The organism is Halovivax asiaticus JCM 14624, assembly GCF_000337515.1.
Lineage (GTDB): Archaea > Halobacteriota > Halobacteria > Halobacteriales > Natrialbaceae > Halovivax > Halovivax asiaticus.
This window is the reverse complement of record NZ_AOIQ01000017.1, coordinates 47,324-67,769: the sequence shown is the minus strand read 5'-3', so window position 1 is coordinate 67,769 and position 20,446 is coordinate 47,324. Positions and strand designations below refer to the sequence as shown.

Here is a 20,446-nt window from a genome sequence, read left to right as displayed (position 1 = left end):
CTATTATTATAAGTTTTGAAATAACACACAGAGAACTATCGAGTGACACATGAGTACATCCTCAGCGACGGGGAGTCGGTTTTCCATCGGCAAGCACAATATGATGGCGTTCATCCTCGTCATGTCGCTGACGGGGCTACAAAACGCCGTCACGGAAATTCTCCCAGAATTCTCACTCGGTCCGCTCGAAATAGGGGTCGGCGAGTTCGTCTTCATTCCGATCGTCCTGATTCTCCTGTTTAGGACCTACTGGGCTGCACTGGCAGTCCCGGTCGGTGAGATCGTGTTCGGCGAGATACTGCTCGGAGAGTTCGATGGACTGGGTGCGATGGAGGGACTGTTCTTGATCCCCGTCTGCTACTACTTCGCCGCGAAGCTTCTGCAGGATCCCGAAAACACCACCCAGTTGGCGATCGTCGTGTTCGTCGCGGAGGCCCTCGAAGAATTCCTTGCGACCATCATCGACATCGGGAAGGTGTACGTCGGTGTCGAGGAGCTCGAAGCGGTTGCCGGTCTCCCCGAGAGCATCATCGTCCTCGAAGGGGTAGACTTCCTCGTCCAGATGGCAATCACCGGCATCGGGTTCGGCGTGATTCCCGCGCTGTATCTCTACCCCAAGCTCCACGGCAAAATCGAGCCGCTGCTCGGCATGGAGCCGTTCCAGGGCAGACGCGGCGCATCGATGGCCGGTGGAGTCTCGATCAAGGCATCACTAGCGGTACTGCTCGCGTTCCCACTCGCTTTCGTTGCAGGGGCCGTAAGTGAAGTCGGCGGGGCGATCAACGTGGTCTGGGAGCCCGAATTCCTCGCGGTGTACGGCCAGCACTTCATCGCGGTGCCGATCGTCGTCTCCGCAGTCATCGCGATCATCGTCTGGTACCGGGTGACCCGATCCGCATGACGGCGACGGAAACCACTCACGACGGAACGATCGTCGTGGAAGATCTCTCGTTTCGATACCCGGGGAGCGACGAGACTGTCCTATCAGGAGCAAATCTGAAGATCGAACCAGGCGAGTTCGTCGCAGTCGTCGGCGGCAACGGGTCCGGGAAGACGACACTGTGCAAGTCGTTCAATGGGATCATCCCACATTTTTACGAAGGATCGATCGAAGGACAGGTCACGGTCGCCGGGCTCGACGTGCGGACGAGTTCGGTGTCTGAACTGTCCCGGCACGTGGGCTACGTATTCCAGGAATTCGACAACCAACTCGTCAATCCGACAGTGTTCGAGGAGGTGGCGTTCGCTCCCTTGAACTACGGGCAGGCAGACTACCGTGAGCGAGCGCACCGGACGCTCGCCATGCTCGACCTCGACGGACTCGAAGACCGGTTCGTCTGGGAGCTTTCGGGCGGCCAGAAACATCTCGTGGCACTTGCTGCGGCGCTTTCTCTCGACCCGGAGATCCTCATCGTCGACGAACCGGCCGCACAGCTCGATCCAAGCAACGCTCGCGAGACCTACGACCACCTCGCCCGGCTCAACGGGGCCCAGGGAAAGACGGTCGTCACGATCGAGCACCAGACGGAGTATATCGCCGAGTACTGCGACCACGTCGTCCTCGTCGAGGACGGGGCGATCAGCTGGAAACTACCCGTCGACGAGGCGCTAAATAGGCTCGACGACCTTCGAGCACAGGATGTTCACCCACCACAGGTGACGCGGCTCGCCGAGCGTGTCTTCGACGATGATGGGGAGCTCCCAGTGACGCTGAGAGATGGCATCGACCAGTTCGCCGACCGAATCTCCGAGACGGAGGATCGATCCGACGGTGCCGTCGCGAAGACGGCAACGGTCGACCGGCGGTCCGAGCCCGTCATCTCGTTCGCCGACGTCTCTCACACATACCAGACCCTCCGGAGCGGGACTCGAACGGTACTCGACTCTGTCTCGCTGGATCTCTATCCCGACGAGCGAGTCGTCCTCCTCGGGAGAAACGGTGCCGGGAAGTCGACGCTCTTGCAGTTGATCACCGGTCTCGAAACGCCCGACACAGGCATAGTGACCGTCGATGGACTCGACACGGAGTCGGTCCTTCCGGAACAGCTCGCAACGGAGGTCGTTTACGTCCACCAGGATCCAGAGGAGATGTTCATCGACGACGCGGTACGGGCCGACGTGGCCCATTATCTCGAAGACAGAAACTATCCCGACGTGGACAGCCGCGTCGACGACGTGATCGAGTTTCTCGAACTGACGGAGTTGCAAGATCGCGACGGCCGCCTCCTCAGCGTCGGGCAACAACGACGCGCCTCGCTGGCAGTCGGACTGGCAACCGATCCGTCGATCATTCTGCTCGACGAACCGACCGGCAGTCTCGACCTTGCGAGCCGCGAGGAGGTCGGTCGGACGATCGATCGGGCCGGAAAGCGCGTCGAAACGGTGGTCATCGCGACGCACGACCTCGAACTCGCGGCAGCGTGGGCAACACGGGTCGTCATCCTCGACGACGGTAACGTCATCGCGGACGGACCACCCGGACGCGTCTTCTCGGAGTCCACTGTCCTCAAACGGGCTAACCTCCGTCCGCCACAGGTCGTCCGTCTCGCCGAGGCACTCGGCCTCGAGCCCGCACCGTTGACGGTTACAGCGTTCGCGGACCGCCTCGGGGTGGACGATCCGTCGCCAGCACCGATCACGGAGGGAAACCGATGAGCGTACTCGACAAGCTCCGTGAAGCAACGTCGGTCGACGCGATCAAAACCGATCTCTTGCGGACGGCCTACGAGAACGAAGGATCGTTCCTCCACCGCCTCGATCCCCGCGTCTTGTTGCTCTGGTACGGTATCTTCCTGTTCATCCCCTGGTTGTTCTACGACACCGAAGTCTTGCTAGGGCTACTGGCGTTCGTCTCAATACTCGCAGTCCTCTCACGAGTGAGCCTCTTTCTCGTTGGGGTGATGGCATTCAGCGTGGCCTCGACACTCGTGTCGTATGCGATCGTGACCGCGTTTACCGGCGATCCAGTCGCGGCGGTGCGCGCGCTGATCCCGTTTACGCTAAAGCTGACGATCATCTCAGTCTCAAGCCTGGCTGTCTTCTCAAGCATGGGACCGAAGACACTCGCTCGCGGGTTGCGCAGTCTCGGACTGCCGCGGCAGTTTACGTTCCTCATCACCTACGGCTACCGGATGCTCCCGGTGCTGTTCGAGGAGTACCACGACCTCGTCAACTCGTATCGACTGCGTAGTGCCCCACCTGACTCACCCGGACGCTTCCGCTGGCGACACTATCTGTATCTGCTCAAACTCTCGATGCGGGCGTTCTATCCGATGATATTCAACGTTGCCAAGCGAAGTCGGGTCACTGTCGAAGCGATGGAGACCAGGGGCTTCTCTCACTCCCTCAACGATGCAGCGAGTACGGAACTGCAACTCGCTGACCTCCAGGTTCGACCGGTCGACATCGGGTTCGTCGGCGGTTCACTGGCCGTTGTGGCTGTCATTGCGGTCGTGCTGTAGGAAGGGTGGGGTTCACCGGAGGTCGGGCTACTTGTTAACTACGCCCAAATGTCGAAGTAGCCTCCGAACCGTAAACGACCGACGGCATACGGCGAATCGAGAGAGAGAGAGAGAGAGAGAGAGAGAGAGAGAGAGAGAGAGAGAAAGTCGTCCGGTCACTTGAGTACGGAGAGGTTGCATATATAGTCGCGTATAGCTGACTATCCGGCTGTATATCACTCTTAGTTATCCTATTATCCATAGCGCGAGAGCTATCGCTATGAGCGCCAGTGTCGATGCGCCACTCGAGTCGAAGCTACTAGAGACGATCATTCCCTCGCGTGCGGAAATTCCCGACGATCCAGCCCCTGGGAACTACGTGGTCGTCGATGTCGCCCAGTTTTCGACGACTGTACCGGAGCTGTTAGCCAACGGTGCAGAGTACGTCTACGTCACCGAAGAGCGGGGAAACGAACTCGACTTCAAGAAGCGTCATCCCCGGGCGAAGATCGGCGGTGGGTCCGGCCCAAACTACGAGGGCGAGTCGGGATACGACTTCTTCAACTCGCCGAGTTTCGTTCAGGATATCGACGTGGCTGGCCGACCGACGGCGATGACGTCGACTAACGGTGGAAACGCGGTCACCGATCTCCGACTGGCCGGCGGGGACGACGTCGATATTTACGTCGGTGGACTGACCAACGGCAAAGCCGTCGCAGACTACCTTCGGAACAGTGATCGGAACGCATATTTCGTCGCCGCCGGCTCGAACGGAAAACCATCACCCGAGGACACCGTCGGTGCACTGTATATCGCCCGACACCTCCACGATGTCCCGCCAACCGAGGAACAGCGTGATACCTATCGCGAGGTCGTACAGTTCGGGAAAGGGCCAAAATACGAGGACAAGCCTCGGATCAAGCGGACCGACCTCTACGAGTATACACTCGCGTTCGACAGCCGAGAGATCGTCCCGAAACTCGAGAGACAGCGCCTCGTGGACGCAACAGCCACCGCACAGCGATGAACGCCCGTCGTAACCGCGGAACAGAGCGCAGTGATGGCGGTTGTGGAAGCAGCCAGACACCAGCAGAGATGCGTATGAGCATGCTCCCGGAGAGATCGTCGGCGATGGAACGTGACGACGGCACTGATACATTCGAGGGCGATAGCTCAGCGATGCGCATCGAGTGGGCGGTCTGACCGAAAAGGCACCCAGAACGGCGCCGAAGTCGACTCCGGCGACGAAGACGGCGAAAAATGGGCTAGACACCCTTCTGCAAGGCCCAGGCATACCCGGCAATCAACCGTCCGTCGATTATGGCGGCGACCGCGACCGGCTTCGTGCTCGGGGCACTCATCGGCTCGATCACGACCGCAGTCGGGTCCGGAATTCTGTACTGGAAGCGTGAGCGCGACCGAACCGACCGCCTGCGCGGAGCGCTTGCCGCCGAGTTACGCTCGTACGACTATCTGGAGGAGATGATCGGCGATGAACAGTACGAAGCGGTTACGGAACGCGTCGAACCGCCAACAGTCTACGCCTCGATCGGGGGGAACCTCGGTCGACTCTCCGACGACGAGGTCACGGCGCTCGTCACCTTCTACGCTGACTGCCGATGGCTCGATGGCCTCGAAGATCCCGAAGACAAGAAGGAAGCGATCGAACGCGTCGTCGAGCACAGACAGGTGGCGCTCACGGCGGTGGAGCGGTAAGCATCCGCGAGCGAAGCGAGCGGTTCTCCGGCGGCGGAGCCGCCGGCCTTTTTCATCGAAGTTTTTGTGCAAGCGGTTCGCCGGAGGCGAACCCGCAGCACAAAAAGTTCGTTGTTATTCCGGAACGAGACCTTCGTCCTCGACGCGCATGACGGCTTCACCGTCGGCGAGGTTGGGTGCGTCGACGAGGCGGACGATCCGCTTGGTGCCTTTGGACTTGCGGAGGTACATGCGGAAGGTGGACTTGTGGCCGAGGATGTTGCCACCGATGGGCTGGGTCGGGTCGCCGAAGAACGAGTCTGGGTTCGAGGCGACCTGGTTCGTCACGATGACGGCGCAGTTGTAGAGGTTGCCGACCTTGTCGATGTCGTGGAGGTGTTTGTTGAGTTTCTGCTGGCGGCCGGCGAGTTCGCCACGGCCGACGTACTCGGCGCGGAAGTGAGCGGTCAGTGAGTCGACACAGAGCAGTCGGACGGGGTAGTCGGAGTCTTCGTGTTCGCTGGCGAGTTCCTTCGCTTTCTCGGCCAGCAGCATCTGGTGGTTGGAGTTGAAGGCCTTCGCGACGTGGATCTTCTCGAGGACGGCGTCGACGAGTTCCTCGATCGCCGCTTCGTCGTCGGCCGAGCCCTCGATCTCGCGGTCCTCGAGGGCGGCCTCGATGGCCTCGTCGGGGAGGCCCCGAACCATGTCGTCGATTCGTTCCGGGCGGAACGTGTCCTCGGAGTCGACGAAGATGCACGAGCCGTGGAGGCCACCAACTTCCTTGGGGAGCTGGACGTTGACGGCCATCTGGTGGGTGACCTGGGACTTCCCGGCACCGAACTCGCCGTAGACTTCGGTGATCGACTGGGTCTCGATCCCGCCCCCGAGGAGGTCGTCGACCTCGTCGATGTGCCAGGAGAGTTTGCCGATCTTGTTGCGCCGTTCGAGCACGGTAGAGCCGGTCTCGAAGCCACCGACGTCGGCCGCGTCGCGGGCAGCCGAGACGATGTCCGCAGCCGTCGACTCGCCGACGTCCGCCGTGTTCGACAGTTCCGACGGGGAGGCGACCGCCAGACTCTGGAAGGAGTCGAAGCCGGCATCTGTGAGTTTGTCCGCCGTCGCCGGGCCGACGCCCGGCAGCGTCTCGAGGTCTGCGTCTGTTGCCATACATCTCGCTTGCGCCGGATGGGGCATAAACCCTCGTTAACAGGAGAGTGAAAGTGAAAGTGCCCGGAGGCGGGGCGCTGAAAACACAGCCAAGAGAAGGGCGAGACACGAGACGGCTCCCGCGCGGCAGTGAGTGGAGGAACAGGATTCCCTACGTGGAGCGGAGAGTTGCGACGCCGAGCGTACCGGTGAGTACCCCGAGTCCGATAGCGAGTGAGGCCGCAGGCAGCAACTGGATACCGTCGGCGAAGACGTCGAACAGGAGAAGGTTGCCGAAAAATACTGTCAGCCCTATGATCAAGGGTTGGGCCCGATCGAACGCGTGGTGAAGGGCGTCGATATGCATCGAACCGCCAATCGCGAGGCCGTACACCCCACAGAGTCCGAAGACCACCGGTGGGAGCGAGTTGACCGTCACGCTCGTTTCGATCACGAGCCCGGATCCAAACGCGACGAGGACCAACCCGCTGAGAACAACGAGCGCGAATTCGGAGAAGAGCCGAGACCGGACGGATGTGACCATCTCTATCGGTATGATTCACCGTTCAAAAACATGTATTCATCGGTCGCACCCTCTCACGATGGTTGGCTAACCCGCTCGGCGAGGGTCACTCCCAGGGGTGGATCCCGTTCTCGCTCGGCCAGAGCGGGTACCAGTACTCCTTGTCGGCCTCCACATCGAGTTCGCCGCCGAGGACGGATTCGAGTTTGAACTCGACGCTGTGATCACGGTCACGATCGCCCGCGGGCGCAAATGGATAGAACGAGCCACGACGGAAGGAGTAGATCCAGTACGCCCGCTGTGACGAGTCAACGTCGCCGGTCCGACCCTCGTTGGCCTCGTAGCCGAAGACGGCGGCGAGCAGCCGGGAGCCGTACCCCTGTTCGACGAAGGTGTCCGCGGCGAAGTGCATGCTCGTCACCAGATCTTCGGGGTCGTCGTCGGCGAGGACGACCCACTCGTAGCCGTGGCCGTCAGCCGTAACGGTGAACTCGGTACCGGTCTCTTCCTGACCGGCTTCGAGGATCGCCTCGACGTCGTCGACGGTCTCGTGGAAACTGCTCGCGTCGACCCCCGAGAAACACAGCGCCGCTTCGCCAACCGACTCGTAGCCCAGATCAGCCTGCATCGTCATGTAGGCGGTGCTCATGCCGAAGAGGTCCTCCGGGTCGGCCTCACGACGGGCGTCCGCCTCGGCGCGAAGCCCCAGTGCTGCTCGCAATCCGTCGAGTACTCCCATACGTCAACTGGGGGATGGACACTCAAAAGGATACGCGGATCCGTTCACCCGTCCCATCGCTCCCATCCACCAGCCCGCTCACGCAGCAAAGCGAGCGCAAACGACCGGATGATAACCGGTTTCGATCCGCTCGGGACCGACCGCGATCAACCCCACCGACGCTTCACAGACACCAGAAGCGACGTACTCAGACAGGCACACAGACAGTCGATCCATTGCGACCGGCGCTGGGATGGATACGGCGATTAGTTATCACCCAGATGATCGATGTGGAAAAAATCCCTCGCGAGTAAACGGATGGATTTATACCGAAAGAGTTAGTCAGACATCACAATGACCGTGGATGTACGCCGACTTGCTGGGCTCAGCGGGTCATTCTTCGGCACTGGGCTCTGTCTCGCATTCGGCGTCTACAACGGCGTCCAGCAGTTGACGCTGATCACGACGCTTCCCTGGCTCGTCATCGAGATCGTGACCGTCAGTGCCGTCCCAGCTGTGCTCGTGTTCACCGTGCTGGCAACGCTCTCGGGACTCCTGCTCACGCGCGAGGTATTCACCAGTCCCGATCCGGACGAACGGCTGACAGAAGGACCGCCGATCACGGCGATCGTCCCCGTCTACGGAGACGGCGACGTGCTCCGAACGAGTGTCGAGTCGCTCCTGAAATCGAACTACAGGAACGTCTCCGTCGCGATCGTCACGGAACCTGGTGACGACGAGACCATCGCCGTCGCCGAAGAGCTCGCGTCGCATTCTGACGTCCAGGTCCTGACCAATCGGCAGCCGGGGTCGAAAGCGCGCGCGATCAACGACGCGGTTTCCCGCCTCGACGCCGAGTACTTCTGTGCGTTCGACGCCGACGAGTGGGTCGACCCGGACTTCGTCCCGACGGCGATGTACGCCCTCGTCGAGGAGGATCGAGACGTCTTCCAGGCACGGCGGGTCCCACGGGCGAACGGGCCGGTCGAGACCCTCGCCTACTGTGAACGGCTGCTGTTTCACGCGAGTTACAAACTCGTCGAGCCACTCGGCTTCACCTACTGTCGCAGTTCGTCGTCGGCGTTTACCCGCGAGGCCTTCGACGCCGTCGGCGGACTCAACGACGTCGTCACCGAAGACATCGATTTCGCCCACACCTGCTTCCGGCAGGGGCTCGACGTCCGCCAGGCGCGGAACCTCACGAACGAGATGGAGGCACCGCACACGATGCGCGACCTCTGGGGCCAGCGAAAGCGCTGGCGACTCGGCCACATCGAGGTCTTCCAGAAGGCACTGACCGGCGGGTTCGAACCGAGCGGGCTGCGCGGGGCGGCCTCGACGCTCAGACTCGCGACGAGTCTCACCGCGAGCGTCTTCATGGTCGCGCTGGTCTCGAAGGTGGCCGTCCTCGCGTACTACGGCTACACCAAGTACGCGGTACTGCCCCTGCTAGCCGTAGCCGTGACGATTCTTCCTGTCCTGTATTACGATAGTCGGAAGGGGCACGTCCCGGATCTCTCCTGGAGTGCGTTGCTCGCGCCGCTGGTCTATCCCGGGTTCGGGATCGTGACCATCCGGTGTGCGTTCGAGTACGTCTTCAGCTGGGACGGCGAGTGGTATCAGGTCGAGAAGACTGGGGCGTAGTGGACGCGTGATTCAGTCGGGGACCCAGTGAGTGCGGATTCTGCGAGTCGGCCGGTCAGGCGAACGGCCGCGAACCGCGGCCCACCCGGGGTTATCCACATCGTGGGCGGTCGGCTCAGAAACTCTCCATCTCGCGTTCGAGTGATCGCAACTGTTCGATTCGCTTCTCTGTTGGTGGGTGCGTCGCAAACAGTCGCCCGACGATGCCGGACTTGAGCGGGATGATGAAAAACGCGTTCATCTCGGCCTCGTCGCGAAGATCGCTGTCCGGAATGTCCGCGACGCCGTCGGAGATGGAGACGAGCGCGGAGGCGAGAGCCGATGGCTTACCCGTGATCGCCGCCGCGCCCCGGTCGGCCGAGTACTCGCGGTAGCGCGAGAGCGCGCGCATGAGGATGTAGCTCAGGATCCAGACGACCAGCGAGAGCACGATGGCCACGACGATGCCACCGCCACCACGATTACCGCCGCGACGACCGCCCCCGAAGAAGGCACCCCAGCGGACGAACATGAACGCGATCGTGCCCAGGAGGGAGGCGAAGGTCATCACCATCATATCGCGATTCTTCACGTGCGCGAGTTCATGCGCGAGCACGCCCTCCAGTTCGTCCTGATCGAGCGTTCGGAGCAAGCCGGTCGTCACGGCGACGGCCGCGTTCTTCTGGTTGCGACCCGTCGCGAACGCGTTGGGGACGTTTTCGTCGACGACGGCCACTTTCGGTTTGGGCAGGTCCGCCTGCTGAGAGAGGCGCTCGATCATTCGGTGGAGGTCCGGGTACTCCTCGGCAGAGACCGTCTTCGCACCCATGCTCTTCAGCGTGAGCGTGTCGCTGAAGTAGTACTGGACGATCGAAAAGCCGCCGAAGAGGACGATGAAGATGAACGGGCCGCCGCTCGTGTACAGCGTAATCCCACCGGCAAAGACGATGTACAGGCCAAACAGCAGAAACATCGTAACCCCCATTCGCGCCCGAAGCCCCCAGTCCGGTTTCCATTGCATACGAACACGTACGTAGCGTGACGGGATAAACGCCGTGTTGGGCGACGACCCTGCCGCCTGCCCGGAACCGGCCCATCGTCCGTGCGGCCTCGCCAGTGGGAATATGACCATCGGATGGGGCCGGCGGCGAACCCCTTCGTTTCGCGTGGAAACCACTCGACACGATGACGTCTGACGCGCCGGGGAAACGCAGGCTGTTGGTTTCGATCCCTCGGATGAGAGCGAGATATGCCTGGGACATGAAGGGGCATTTCCAAGCGGCGTAGCGAGAACAGAGACGGGCGTTCCCCGGCGGCTCGGTCTTCGTAGCCAATGTCGGAGACGTATCGGACGACGCGATCCGAAACCGGTCGAACGCGCCGCTTATCCGAATCCGGTCCCAATTCCGGTCCATGAGCGATTCACGCGCGTTCTGTCCCCGATGTGGGGGACAGGTCCCGGAACGACCACCCGACGACGAGGCGACGGGGTCACTCCGGCCGTCTGCGTCCGTCGACCTCTGTCGGTCGTGTTACTTCGACGACTTCGAGTTCGTCGACGCACCCGACGACCTCACCGTCCCCGTCTGCGGCCGGTGTGGTGCGGTAAAGAAGGGCGAACGCTGGGTCGACGTCGACGCCGTCGATTACACCGACGTCGCGATCGACGCGGTGAGCGAGGCCCTCGGCGTCCACGTCGACGTCGAGGACGTCGCCTGGCAGGTCGAACCCGAACACGTCGACCAGAATACGATCCGGATGCACTGTCACTTCACCGGAGTCGTCCGGGACGAACCCGTCTCCGAGGAGGTCGTCGTGCCGGTGACGATCGCCCGCGGAACCTGCACCCGATGTGGGCGGATCGCCGGCGACTACTACGCCAGTCTCGTCCAGCTCCGCGCGGCGGACCGCACGCCGAGTGCCGAAGAGCTTGCGCGCACGAAGGAGATCGCGAACGAGGTCGTGGCCGACATGGAGGCCACGGGCGATCGAAACGCCTTCGTCACCGAGATGGGCGAGGTCGACGCCGGCCTCGACGTGAAGGTGTCGACGACCAAGATCGGCAAGAAGATCGCCTACAAGGTGGTCGAGGAGTTCGGCGGCACCGTCACCGACTCGGAGACGCTCGTCACCGAGGACGAGGACGGCAACGAGGTCTACCGCGTCACGTTCGCCATCAGGCTCCCGCCGTACACGCCCGGTGACGTCGTCGACCTCGCTGACGACGATGACGGCCCGGTCCTCGTCCGAAGCGCCCGCGGCAATCTGAAAGGCGTCCGGCTGACGAGCGGGGGGCGCTACGAGGCAGCCCACGAAGACGGTGTGAGTCCGGACGCACGGAAGCTCGGGACACAGGAAGACGGCGTCGAGACGACGCTGGTCACCGTCGAGGACGAGCACGCGATCCAGGTGCTCGACCCGGAGACCTACGAGGCGAAGACGATCGCGCGCCCGGACTACGTCGACCCCGACGCGGAGACGGTTCGCGTTCTCAAGAGCCGAGCCGGCCTGCACGTCCTGCCGGACCAACAGACCGACGAACGAGCGAGTGACGGCGGATGATGGAGCGGGGAAAGCGGATGATTGAGCAGCGGACAGCGGAGATCGGGGCGAGTGAGAACCGATGAGTGACGAGCGTACTGTGAACGACGACAACCACGACCGTGGGTCGAGCGACGAGGTCCCCAGTCGAGTCACCGACGACGTCCTCGATCGCGTCGCCGAAGACGGCCCGCTCGCCGTCCTCGTCCCGGAACCGCGAACGGAGATCGCGATCGAATCCCTCCGCACCGAGGGCGTCTACGACGACGAGCGCGCCATCAGCCCGTCCACTGACGGGAAGATCGCATTGCCTGTGACCCGGCCGCCCACGGAGACGCAGGTCGACGACATCGTTCGACAGGTGGATCCGACGTACCGGACGACCGATCTCGACGACGTGCTCGAAACGCAGGGCTGGACCGAAGCGGACCTCGAGAACGCCCCCGGCTCCTGGGCCGTCGTCGGGGACGTCGTCCTCGTGACGATCCCGCCAGCGTGTCCCGACGAGGAAGCCGTCGCAGACGCACTGCTCGACCTCCACGGTGGTGCGGCGACCGTCCTCGCGGACGAGGGCATCGACGGCGTCGGACGCGAACCGCAGACCCGTCACCTCGCTGGCGAGCGGGACACGGAGACGGTCCACGTCGAACACGGCACGCACTACGCGCTCGATCCGAGCGAGGTCATGTTCTCCCCCGGCAATCAGGCCGAACGGGTCCGGATGGGCGACGTCGTCGAGACCGACGAACAAGTCCTCGACATGTTCGCCGGGATCGGCTACTTCACGCTCCCGATGGCTCGTGCCGGCGCCAGCGTGACGGCGACGGAACTGAACCCGACCGCGTTTCGGTACCTGCTCGAGAACGCCGTCGCAAACGGCGTCGCCGACAGGATCGACGCGTACAACGCCGACTGTCGCGACGTCGCGCCAGACGTGGACGTGGACAGAGTGGTCATGGGCTACTACGGGACGAGCGCCGCCGATAGCGATCCGCACCACTCCGGAGCCGACACCTCCCGATCGAGCGAGGAACCCGAGTCGCGGGCAAACGCCGGCCACGAGTTCCTCCCGGTCGCGCTCGACGCGCTCGAGTCGGGCGGCACCCTCCACTATCACGAGGCCTGCCCGGAAAATCGCCTCCCTGACCGACCACGATCGCGACTCGGGAGTGCAGTCGCAGACACCGGGCGTGAACTCGTCGACGTCGAGCAACGCCGCGTCAAGACCCACAGCGCGGGCGTCGTCCACGCCGTCCTAGACGCGACGGTCGAGTGAACACCTGGACGGCCGGTCGAACGTGACGGATTCGGCGACACACGCAAACGGCGGACGACGGTGCAGCCATCGGCGGCGTCACCGACAGCGAGGGGACACGGCTCGGCGGACACGACGGGCAGGCAGGAGTCGACGCGCCGCCGACGAGCGCCACGGGCCGGTCGTGACTTTCATGAGAGTTCACCGTGTGGGCCGACCATGGACAAGAATCAGCTCATCGCGATCCTGTTCGCGTTCCTCATGGTCTCGTCCGTGGTCGCGTACAGCGCCTCGGCGCTTCTCTGAAGACGGCTCGACCGCACCGATCACCCGTCGGTGTCCCAGACGTCCGCCAGCGGGCTCGACTGTTCTCGGCGGGAGCGTCGTGTCGGTGAGTCAGTCGAATCGTTCTCGGTGCCAGTCGGCGAGCGGTCGGGCGTCGGAGCGGGGGTCGCGCTCGCGTCGCCGACTGCGGCCGATGGCTCGAACGTCGGGAGGTCCGGCATCGACATGCGATCGACCTGTTCGGCGAACCAGTCGGGCATGTCGGATCGAGCGCGGTCGAAACAATCGAGCAGGCTCTCGTCGGCGAGGTAGGTCGCCCCATAGTCGTCGGGGGCGCGGACGACGCGACCGCAGGCCTGCATGACCGTTCGGAGCGTCGCCCGGTAGTACCAGGCCCACTGTCCCTCGGCGAGGCGATGGGCCACCCGGGAGTCGCTGGTGTTCTGGAACGGCGCCTTGCAGAGGACCTGCCAGCGCGCGAGGTCGCCCTTCAGATCGAGCGCTTCCTCCATCTTCACCGAGAGGAAGACGTCGGGTTCGTCCGAGGCTTTCCAGGCGTTCAGAGCGGCGTCGCGGCCGTCGCGATCGTGCGTTCGAACCCGGGCACCGACGCCGAAATCGTCGAGCATCTCGGCCAGACGCTCCTGGATGTCGTAGGAGTGGGCGTGGACGATCCCCTTCTCCTCGGGGTGGGCCGCCATGATCCGGACGATGGTGCGCGCGATCTTCGGGAGTGTCTCGTCGCGGTGCTCGTAGGTCATCTTCCCCTGCGTGACGTCGTACAGCGGCCGATTCTCGACGGGGAAAGTGTGGCCGACGTCGACGAGCGCGACGTCGTCGGGGTCGAGACCGACCTGTCGACAGAACGCGTCCTTGTTGAGGATCGTCGCCGAGAGCAAGGCAAACTTGTTCCCCCGATCCCAGACCGTGTGCGCGAGGTAGCGCTCGGGATCCATCGGTTTAATCGTCACCGGCCCGCCTGCGGGTCCGTCGCCCGCGCCGTCCGACGGCCCGACAGCCTCGTCGCTCGTCGACGCGTCGGCCGGCGGGGTAGTCTGGTCGACCAGCCACGTGGTCGGACTCTGGGGATCGCGATAGTCTGAGACGAACCAGTCGAGTTCGCCGATGAGTTCCTGCAGACGGTCGCGTTCGCGAACCCCTGCGGGCGTGAGTTGCTCCTGGGCGAGCAACTCGTCCTTGCGGCGAGTACAGACCTCGGCGAGGTTCTCGGCGTAGGTTGCCGCCCGCTCGATCGGATCTGTGTCGGCGGCGTCGAGATCTGGCACTCGGAGGTCGTCCCAGAACGGGATCGTCCGCGGGCCGAGGTGGATCGTCGCGTACATCTCGGCCCACTCGGCGAGGCCGTGGGCCTCGTCGATGACGACGACGTCGCGCTTGCGAAAGACCTCGCTGCCCGCGGTCTGCATGAAGTACGCGAGCGTCATCGCCGCGATCTCGCGATTGGAGGCAATTGCGCGGTCGGAGAAGTACGGACAGCGGTGTTTGACGTCGCAGTCGTAGCCGCGCTCGCGCACACAGGGCGCCTGGTTCACCGGCGTGCCCTCCTCGCCGGGGAGGATACAGCTGTAGTTGCCCTTCCCGCGGATGATGTTCAGGTCGGCCAGCAGGTCGTCCTCGGCGACGTCGTCTAACTGTGAGACCTGCGGCGTGGTGTAGTAGGCGCCGCTGGCCTCGCTCGGCTCGGCCTCCTCGACGGTGCGCGCACAGCCGGCGATCGCGCGAGCGAGCAGGGACTTGCCGCTGCCCGTCGGTGCGCGCACGAAGACCACGTCGTTGCCGGTCGCAAACGCGTCGCGAATGTCCTGGAGGGCTCGTTCCTGATTCCCGCGGTAACTCGGGGCGGGAAAGGCGTCGAAGATCCGCGCTGGTTGCACTGTCAGAGAGGGAGGCCGGGGTCGCCCTAAAACTGACGACTGTCCACGAACGGTGACAGTCGAAAACGGTTTCCTGGCTGTCGGTTTCGTTCCGATCTCCGGCGAAACCGCCACCTACTGCGCAGTAACGAGCCGATTACGAATATCGAACCGGCCATCGAAGTCGAGTGCGGAAGGGTCGCTCAGCGGCAAGAGCACCGCGGTGCCATCCGGCCCGCGGCGGCCGAGAGGCCGAGTGGCGTTCAAATCCCACCCCTTCCGCTTTTCCGAACGTCAGTGAGGAAAGCGAAGACTGTGGGATTTGAGCAGACGAGTCGCAGCCCGGGACGCGAACGAAGTGAGCGACCCGGACCGTCTCGGCGCGTTCAAATCCCACCCCTTCCGCTGCGCGGTTCGAGGACCGCAGGTCCGAGAACCGCGATACTGCGAACGGGGAGCGTAGCGATCCGTGAACCGCGAGGCCGAACGAACGTGAGGCCTCGGATAGTGAACGGCGACCGGCGGGAGCCGAGAACAGCGTCCCGGAGAACGGCGCGGCTCACGAACGCGCTCCACGAAACCGGCGAAAACACACGCTCCCCTGTCACGAACAAAAACGTGCGCACCCTGTCGACGTGCTACTGCACGTTTCATTTTGCCCCACATTGATTTCGACTGCCGAGGCGACAATTCGCTCTCCGGGCAGGGTGAACGTTTTTGTCATCGCTGTCGATGATCGCGTATGGAAGTGCGGTGTCGTGGCTGTGCCGGGTGCTGTCTCGACTGGCGGCCGCTGATCGACGAGAGCGAATCTAACGAGAGCGAGGGTGACGACGAGACGCAATCGGCCTCGCCGACTACCGACGACGGCCAGCGTGGGCCGTTCCCGTCGCTCGATGGCGTGGCCAACCTCGTGCCGCTCGAGCGAGACGAGGTCAGGGCGTTCGTCGACGCCGGGCTGGGCGACGTGCTGACGCCGCGGCTGTGGGCGGCTGGCGAAGCCGATCCACACGTCGACGTCGGCGAACGGCGGGTCGCGGCCGTGCACGGGCGACCGGCCTTCTTCATCGGGTTGCGAAAACCCCCGAAACCGGTTGCGCCGTTCGGACGAACCGAGGCTGCCGTGGTCCCGACCTGTGTCTTCCTCGACCCGACGACGTTGCAGTGTCGGATTCACGAGGACGAACTGTACCCCGCCGAATGTGGGGCCTATCCGGCACACAACGTCGCGCTCGACCAGCCGACCGAGTGCGAGCGAGTCGAAGCGGCGACGGGCGAGCCACGACTTCTGTCGACCGACGGCGCGGCGACGATTTCCGGCGAGGACGGACCGCTCTTCGGCCCGCAGGCGGTCGGCGGAAAGGTGTTCTGTCATCCGGATCCGACCGCGATCGAGGGGGCGGTCGACCGGATCGCACGCGGCGAGCCGACCGCGGCGGACCGAGCCGAGTTTGTCGCCGTCGCCGCGGCATCGAGTCCCGGCACGCTGGCGCACTCCGAGCCGCACTACGAGCAAGCGCGCGAGAGGACCCTCGAGACGACCTCGTGGGCTGGTTCGGCGATCGACGAGTGGGAACGGCTGGCCGCCGCAGAGCGAGACGGGGAATCGGACGTCGATTCGAGCCTGTCCCCCGCACTCGCGGAGCAGCTCGAAGTCGATCGCGGTGCTCCGGAAACGCCGGGCTGGGAGGATGGCGGAGAGACGACGGCCGACGAGACGAAGCCCTGACGGTCCAGAGAGTGCGTCAGGACACCGATGGAGCCGGAAACTGGAGATGATAACTGGAGCCGGCAACTACGCTCAGTGCGCCGCACTACGGCAGCCGGGAAAACGGACTCAGTTGGATTTGATCTCCTGGAACTGGTTCAACAGCGCTTCCGCGGAGTCGCCGGAGTCGTACTCGACCTGCCCGTGGTAGATCGTCCGTTCGTCGTCGAAGTCCGTGTCGACCGTCGACGCCTGCTTCTCACGACGTTCGTGTTCGTCGTCGTCATAGGCACCCATTGACATGGTATGTATGAACACTGTAGGATGGTATTCGATATCAATGTAACGGTCGTTCACGACAGTCCGAGCGCTGGATGAAATCGAAAGCTAAGCCAACAGGGGCCGACAGGCAGGTTCACCCGAGTTGGCAGGCCACTTGGCGACCGTGAGAAAGCGAAGACGTATGAATCTCACCGGCGTAGTTTCGGTCGTGGCACGGCCGCTTCGCTTTCGATACTCGCCCAACGCCTGGAGCCCGGGGCGCGTCGACCGGCAGGTGCTCCAGCCCCTCCAGCAGAACATCGGCGCCAGCGACGTCGACACCCGATTCGACGTCGGTGGCGAGTGGCGAACCTACCGCTTCGAGATGGACAACGGGGACATCGCCCTCTTCGCCAGCAGCGACGACGAGGCCTACTGGATGGGCAACACGGAGACCCCGCAGGCGCTCTGGCGAACGAACAAGATCGGCTGGGACGAGGCCCCGTATCGTATCGCCCGCTGGGCGAGACGCGAACTCCTCGAGACGCTCTACGACGAGGACCCGTGGCTCGAATCGTACCCGCACCTCTCGTGGTTCTTCCTCCCCGTATTCATGTCGAAGGACGGTCGCGATTCGACCCGGACGTTCTTTCGCGAGTACGACGGCGGCTTCCCCGATGCCGACCGCGACACCGTCCTCCAGTACTTCGAAGACCTCCTCCGGCCGGGCACGCTCGATCCCTACCGACACACGATGGCGGGCAAACTCGGAACGAGCGAACACGTCGACGACGTCCGAATGAGCGCCGCCATGGCAGAGTTCATCGCCGCCAGAATCCTCACGGACGCCGGCTACGGCCTCACGCCGGAGATCGAGGTGACGACCGGTCACTCGCTCGACTTCCGCGCCGAGGGTGACGAGACCAACGTCCTCGTCGAAGTCACGCGACCGCAGGCACCGTCGACGCGCGCCGCATCGGGGCCGATCGCCGCGATCCGGGATACCGTCCAGACGAAGACCAGCGGCCAGCTCTCGAAACACGGTGGCGGGGCCGTCCTCTTCGTCGACTGCTCGTCGTTCCCCGACGACGCCTGGGCCGCCATCCGCGGCGAACGCCCCGACGTCCGTCACCGACCGGCCGTCGTCTATCGGGCCCGCCCGTCGGGACGTGTCGAGGGCTACCGCCGGGGATCGGTTCCAATCGATCTCGCGCCGGCGATCGACTTCGTCGGCTGAGCGACGATCGGACCCGTTGTAGCTATCCTGCGGACTCGTGACCGGGATCCGGAGTGGCCAGTACGGCGAGCCAGAGCCCGACGATGCCGGCCAATCCCAGTACGAGGCCAGCGTAACTGATCGGGTTCAGGCCGCCGCCGATGAACAGACCGGCGACCAGCACGACCATTCCGAGGAGTAAGGCGAGCGTCGGAAGCTGAAAGCCAACGGACGGAGCCATAGCGATCGCACCACGACCAGCCACAAAAGCGTGCGCGGCGGCCGATCAGCGTCGAAAGTCGCGAGAGAACCCGTCTCAGAAGGAGAGTTGTTGGGGCTGGTAGACGCTCCCCGGTGGATTCGGATCCCGATCGCTGTAGCCGACGCGGCCGACCGCCTTATCGCTCAGCGCGCTCTGGAGGGTGAGCCGGAATTCGTCGGGTGACTCGAACGTCTCCTGGGACATTCGTCCGAGCGCGTCGCCGACCGTCTCGGTGCCGTTCGGGAGTTCGATCGGCTGGTCGCCGTACGCGGCGATCAGTTCGTCCGTCGTCGCCGGGTACTCGAGTTCGTCCGCGAGCGTGACGGTGCCGGGCAAGTGCATTGCGGCGGGATCCACACCGGGCCCAACCTTAACTATTGTCCATTATAGATATCGAGAGAGAGAGAGAGAGAGAGAGAGAGAGAGAGAGAGAGAGACGGCGGAACCTGTGAGTAGACGGTGGAACCCATGAGCGGACGACAGTCTGGGATCTGGACCGACCCGACCGGTGCCGGGCCGAAGCGGCAACAGCACGGGAGACCCAACCGCTTTGGCTCCGGCACGCGTCGGCTCAGTCATGACATCGGGGCTGCCAGGACCCTACGCCGATCTTCACGTGCATACGACACGATCAGATGGCTCACTCGACCCCGAAGCGGTCCCGGCGGTTGCGGCGCGAGCGGGACTCTCGGTGGTCGCGATCACGGACCACGATGTCGAGACGCCGTTCGCGGGACCGACGATCGAAGCCACCGAGTGGATTGATGCCGGCGCCGCGCCGGCTGGACCTGGCGAGAGCACAGCCGGTGAGACACCTCCTGAGGGCGCCGACGTGACACTCGTGGCCGGAATCGAGCTCCGGGTCAAACCCGCCGACGGCGAGGCCGTCGACCTGCTCGGCTACGGGCTCCGACGGACGAGTGCACTCGAGTCGACGATCGATCGGATCCAGCAGAACCGACGCGAACGCGGTCGAGCGATCGTCGACTGCGTCGCGGACCGGCTGGGGATCGAATTCGACGTGTCGATCGACGACGGGTTCGGTCGCCCACACGTCGCGCGCGCGATCGACGACCACCCCGACACCGATCTCGACTACCAGAACGCGTTCGACGATCTGATCGGCAGCGACGGGCCCTGTTACGTCTCGCGGGAGCTGCCGAGCTTCGAGCGCGGCCGACGACTGCTCGCCGACGCCTGCGACGTCGTCGCGCTCGCCCATCCCCTTCGCTACCGCGACCCGAGTGCGGCGCTCGACCTGGCGAGCGAACTCGACGCCGTCGAACGCTTCTACCCCTACGGTCGGACGGTCGATACCGCGGTCGTCGAACGGGCGATCGAGCGACACGACCTGCTCGCAACCGGCGGGAGCGACGCGCACGGCGATCGGTTCGGGCTCGCCGGACTCGACCGGGCCCAGTACGACCGTCTCGCCCCACCAGGCTGGTGATCGAGGGAGCCACATCGCTGCCGGGCGCCAACGTGATCGGCGATAGCGGCAGGGTCGGTCCCGAGCGGTGGGTTCAAATCGGTCGGGGATCTAGGCGGGGTATGCACTGTCATTACTGCGATCGACCGGCGGCGTTCGCCGCCGAGTCGGACGGAGTGACGGTGGGTCTCTGTGAAACCCACTTCCAGGAGCGCCTGGAGGAACTCGCCGACGCCGACGGTCTCGACGCCCTCAAAGAACACGTCGACGTCGACCGAACGGAGTAACGGCCACCGACGTCCCTCACCACTCACTGTCCCTCGCCCTCCAGCTGCATTCGACACACTGTCCCCCGCTCACTAGCCCCGACAGCCGTCTCCACGCCCGCTTCACGACCCCGAACGACTGTCAGCCGGCTCCCGCTCCCAAGAGTCTCGACCCGGTGGAGTCGAGCGCGACCACACCAA

At 64.0% G+C, this 20,446-nt stretch carries 20 protein-coding genes and 1 tRNA gene; 13 read left to right on the top strand and 8 right to left on the bottom strand.

What is annotated here, in order from left to right; genetic code table 11:
* The first annotated feature begins 49 nt into the window (after positions 1 to 49).
* The 5 genes from C479_RS10545 to C479_RS10525 all read left to right on the top strand — a co-directional run bounded on the left by C479_RS10545 (position 50) and on the right by C479_RS10525 (position 5,156).
* Positions 50 to 901, top strand: coding sequence for a hypothetical protein (locus tag C479_RS10545; protein ID WP_083893857.1), 852 nt, complete (start codon positions 50 to 52; stop codon positions 899 to 901).
* Positions 898 to 2,655: an ABC transporter ATP-binding protein gene (locus tag C479_RS10540; protein WP_007702047.1), complete on the top strand. Its 1,758-nt coding sequence runs from the start codon at positions 898 to 900 to the stop codon at positions 2,653 to 2,655. Before C479_RS10545 ends, C479_RS10540 begins: the two co-directional genes overlap by 4 nt.
* Positions 2,652 to 3,461, top strand: coding sequence for an energy-coupling factor transporter transmembrane component T family protein (locus C479_RS10535; RefSeq protein WP_007702045.1), 810 nt, complete (start codon positions 2,652 to 2,654; stop codon positions 3,459 to 3,461). The genes C479_RS10540 and C479_RS10535 overlap by 4 nt, the downstream gene beginning before the upstream one ends.
* A 259-nt stretch (positions 3,462 to 3,720) precedes the next feature.
* Positions 3,721 to 4,467, top strand: coding sequence for a 2-phosphosulfolactate phosphatase (locus C479_RS10530; RefSeq protein WP_007702043.1), 747 nt, complete (start codon positions 3,721 to 3,723; stop codon positions 4,465 to 4,467).
* Between the two features lie 293 nt (positions 4,468 to 4,760).
* Positions 4,761 to 5,156 (top strand): hypothetical protein, encoded by a 396-nt coding sequence (locus C479_RS10525; protein ID WP_007702041.1) that lies wholly within the window; start codon positions 4,761 to 4,763, stop codon positions 5,154 to 5,156.
* A gap of 114 nt (positions 5,157 to 5,270) precedes the next feature.
* Here C479_RS10525 and radA read toward each other — a convergent pair whose 3' ends face one another.
* The 3 genes from radA to pspAB form a co-directional block, all read right to left on the bottom strand.
* Positions 5,271 to 6,305: a DNA repair and recombination protein RadA gene (gene radA, locus C479_RS10520; protein ID WP_007702038.1), complete on the bottom strand. Its 1,035-nt coding sequence runs from the start codon at positions 6,303 to 6,305 to the stop codon at positions 5,271 to 5,273.
* 151 nt (positions 6,306 to 6,456) lie between these two features.
* Positions 6,457 to 6,828 (bottom strand): hypothetical protein, encoded by a 372-nt coding sequence (locus C479_RS10515; protein ID WP_007702035.1) that lies wholly within the window; start codon positions 6,826 to 6,828, stop codon positions 6,457 to 6,459.
* Positions 6,829 to 6,913: 85 nt separating this feature from the next.
* On the bottom strand, positions 6,914 to 7,546 hold the full coding sequence (gene pspAB, locus C479_RS10510; RefSeq protein WP_007702032.1) for a PspA-associated protein PspAB: 633 nt from the start codon (positions 7,544 to 7,546) through the stop codon (positions 6,914 to 6,916).
* Positions 7,547 to 7,879: 333 nt separating this feature from the next.
* On the opposite strand from pspAB, the gene C479_RS10505 reads away from it, so the two are divergent.
* The gene (locus C479_RS10505; protein ID WP_007702030.1) at positions 7,880 to 9,169 is read left to right on the top strand and encodes a glycosyltransferase; all 1,290 of its coding nucleotides are present in this window, start codon (positions 7,880 to 7,882) and stop codon (positions 9,167 to 9,169) included.
* A gap of 115 nt (positions 9,170 to 9,284) precedes the next feature.
* Here the strand turns inward: C479_RS10505 and htpX are convergent, their stop codons facing one another.
* Positions 9,285 to 10,169, bottom strand: a complete 885-nt coding sequence (gene htpX / locus C479_RS10500) for a zinc metalloprotease HtpX (protein ID WP_007702027.1) — start codon at positions 10,167 to 10,169, stop codon at positions 9,285 to 9,287.
* Positions 10,170 to 10,561: 392 nt separating this feature from the next.
* Between htpX and C479_RS10495 the strand changes: the two genes are divergently transcribed.
* Positions 10,562 to 11,710, top strand: coding sequence for a 60S ribosomal export protein NMD3 (locus C479_RS10495; protein ID WP_007702025.1), 1,149 nt, complete (start codon positions 10,562 to 10,564; stop codon positions 11,708 to 11,710).
* Between the two features lie 61 nt (positions 11,711 to 11,771).
* Positions 11,772 to 12,965: a class I SAM-dependent methyltransferase gene (locus C479_RS10490; RefSeq protein ID WP_007702023.1), complete on the top strand. Its 1,194-nt coding sequence runs from the start codon at positions 11,772 to 11,774 to the stop codon at positions 12,963 to 12,965.
* A 305-nt stretch (positions 12,966 to 13,270) separates the two neighbouring features.
* On the opposite strand, the gene C479_RS10485 is transcribed toward C479_RS10490, so the two are convergent.
* Complete coding sequence (locus tag C479_RS10485) at positions 13,271 to 15,124, bottom strand: helicase C-terminal domain-containing protein (RefSeq protein ID WP_007702021.1); 1,854 nt, start codon at positions 15,122 to 15,124, stop codon at positions 13,271 to 13,273.
* 171 nt (positions 15,125 to 15,295) lie between these two features.
* On the opposite strand from C479_RS10485, the gene C479_RS10480 reads away from it, so the two are divergent.
* Positions 15,296 to 15,385, top strand: a tRNA-Gly gene (locus C479_RS10480).
* A gap of 460 nt (positions 15,386 to 15,845) precedes the next feature.
* Complete coding sequence (locus C479_RS10475) at positions 15,846 to 16,832, top strand: YkgJ family cysteine cluster protein (RefSeq protein WP_007702019.1); 987 nt, start codon at positions 15,846 to 15,848, stop codon at positions 16,830 to 16,832.
* 108 nt (positions 16,833 to 16,940) lie between these two features.
* Here C479_RS10475 and C479_RS16555 read toward each other — a convergent pair whose 3' ends face one another.
* Complete coding sequence (locus tag C479_RS16555) at positions 16,941 to 17,114, bottom strand: DUF5786 family protein (RefSeq protein ID WP_007702017.1); 174 nt, start codon at positions 17,112 to 17,114, stop codon at positions 16,941 to 16,943.
* A gap of 187 nt (positions 17,115 to 17,301) precedes the next feature.
* Between C479_RS16555 and C479_RS10470 the strand changes: the two genes are divergently transcribed.
* Positions 17,302 to 18,309: a DUF5784 family protein gene (locus C479_RS10470; RefSeq protein ID WP_049907261.1), complete on the top strand. Its 1,008-nt coding sequence runs from the start codon at positions 17,302 to 17,304 to the stop codon at positions 18,307 to 18,309.
* A gap of 22 nt (positions 18,310 to 18,331) precedes the next feature.
* On the opposite strand, the gene C479_RS10465 is transcribed toward C479_RS10470, so the two are convergent.
* Positions 18,332 to 18,529 carry a hypothetical protein gene (locus C479_RS10465; protein WP_007702013.1) on the bottom strand — a complete coding sequence of 66 codons (198 nt, stop codon included), beginning with the start codon at positions 18,527 to 18,529 and terminating at the stop codon, positions 18,332 to 18,334.
* 75 nt (positions 18,530 to 18,604) lie between these two features.
* Positions 18,605 to 18,892: a DUF5789 family protein gene (locus C479_RS10460; protein WP_007702012.1), complete on the bottom strand. Its 288-nt coding sequence runs from the start codon at positions 18,890 to 18,892 to the stop codon at positions 18,605 to 18,607.
* A gap of 235 nt (positions 18,893 to 19,127) precedes the next feature.
* On the opposite strand from C479_RS10460, the gene C479_RS10455 reads away from it, so the two are divergent.
* Complete coding sequence (locus C479_RS10455; RefSeq protein ID WP_007702010.1) at positions 19,128 to 20,000, top strand: PHP domain-containing protein; 873 nt, start codon at positions 19,128 to 19,130, stop codon at positions 19,998 to 20,000.
* Positions 20,001 to 20,101: 101 nt separating this feature from the next.
* Positions 20,102 to 20,266: a DUF6757 family protein gene (locus C479_RS16550; RefSeq protein ID WP_007702009.1), complete on the top strand. Its 165-nt coding sequence runs from the start codon at positions 20,102 to 20,104 to the stop codon at positions 20,264 to 20,266.
* The last annotated feature ends 180 nt before the right edge of the window (positions 20,267 to 20,446 follow it).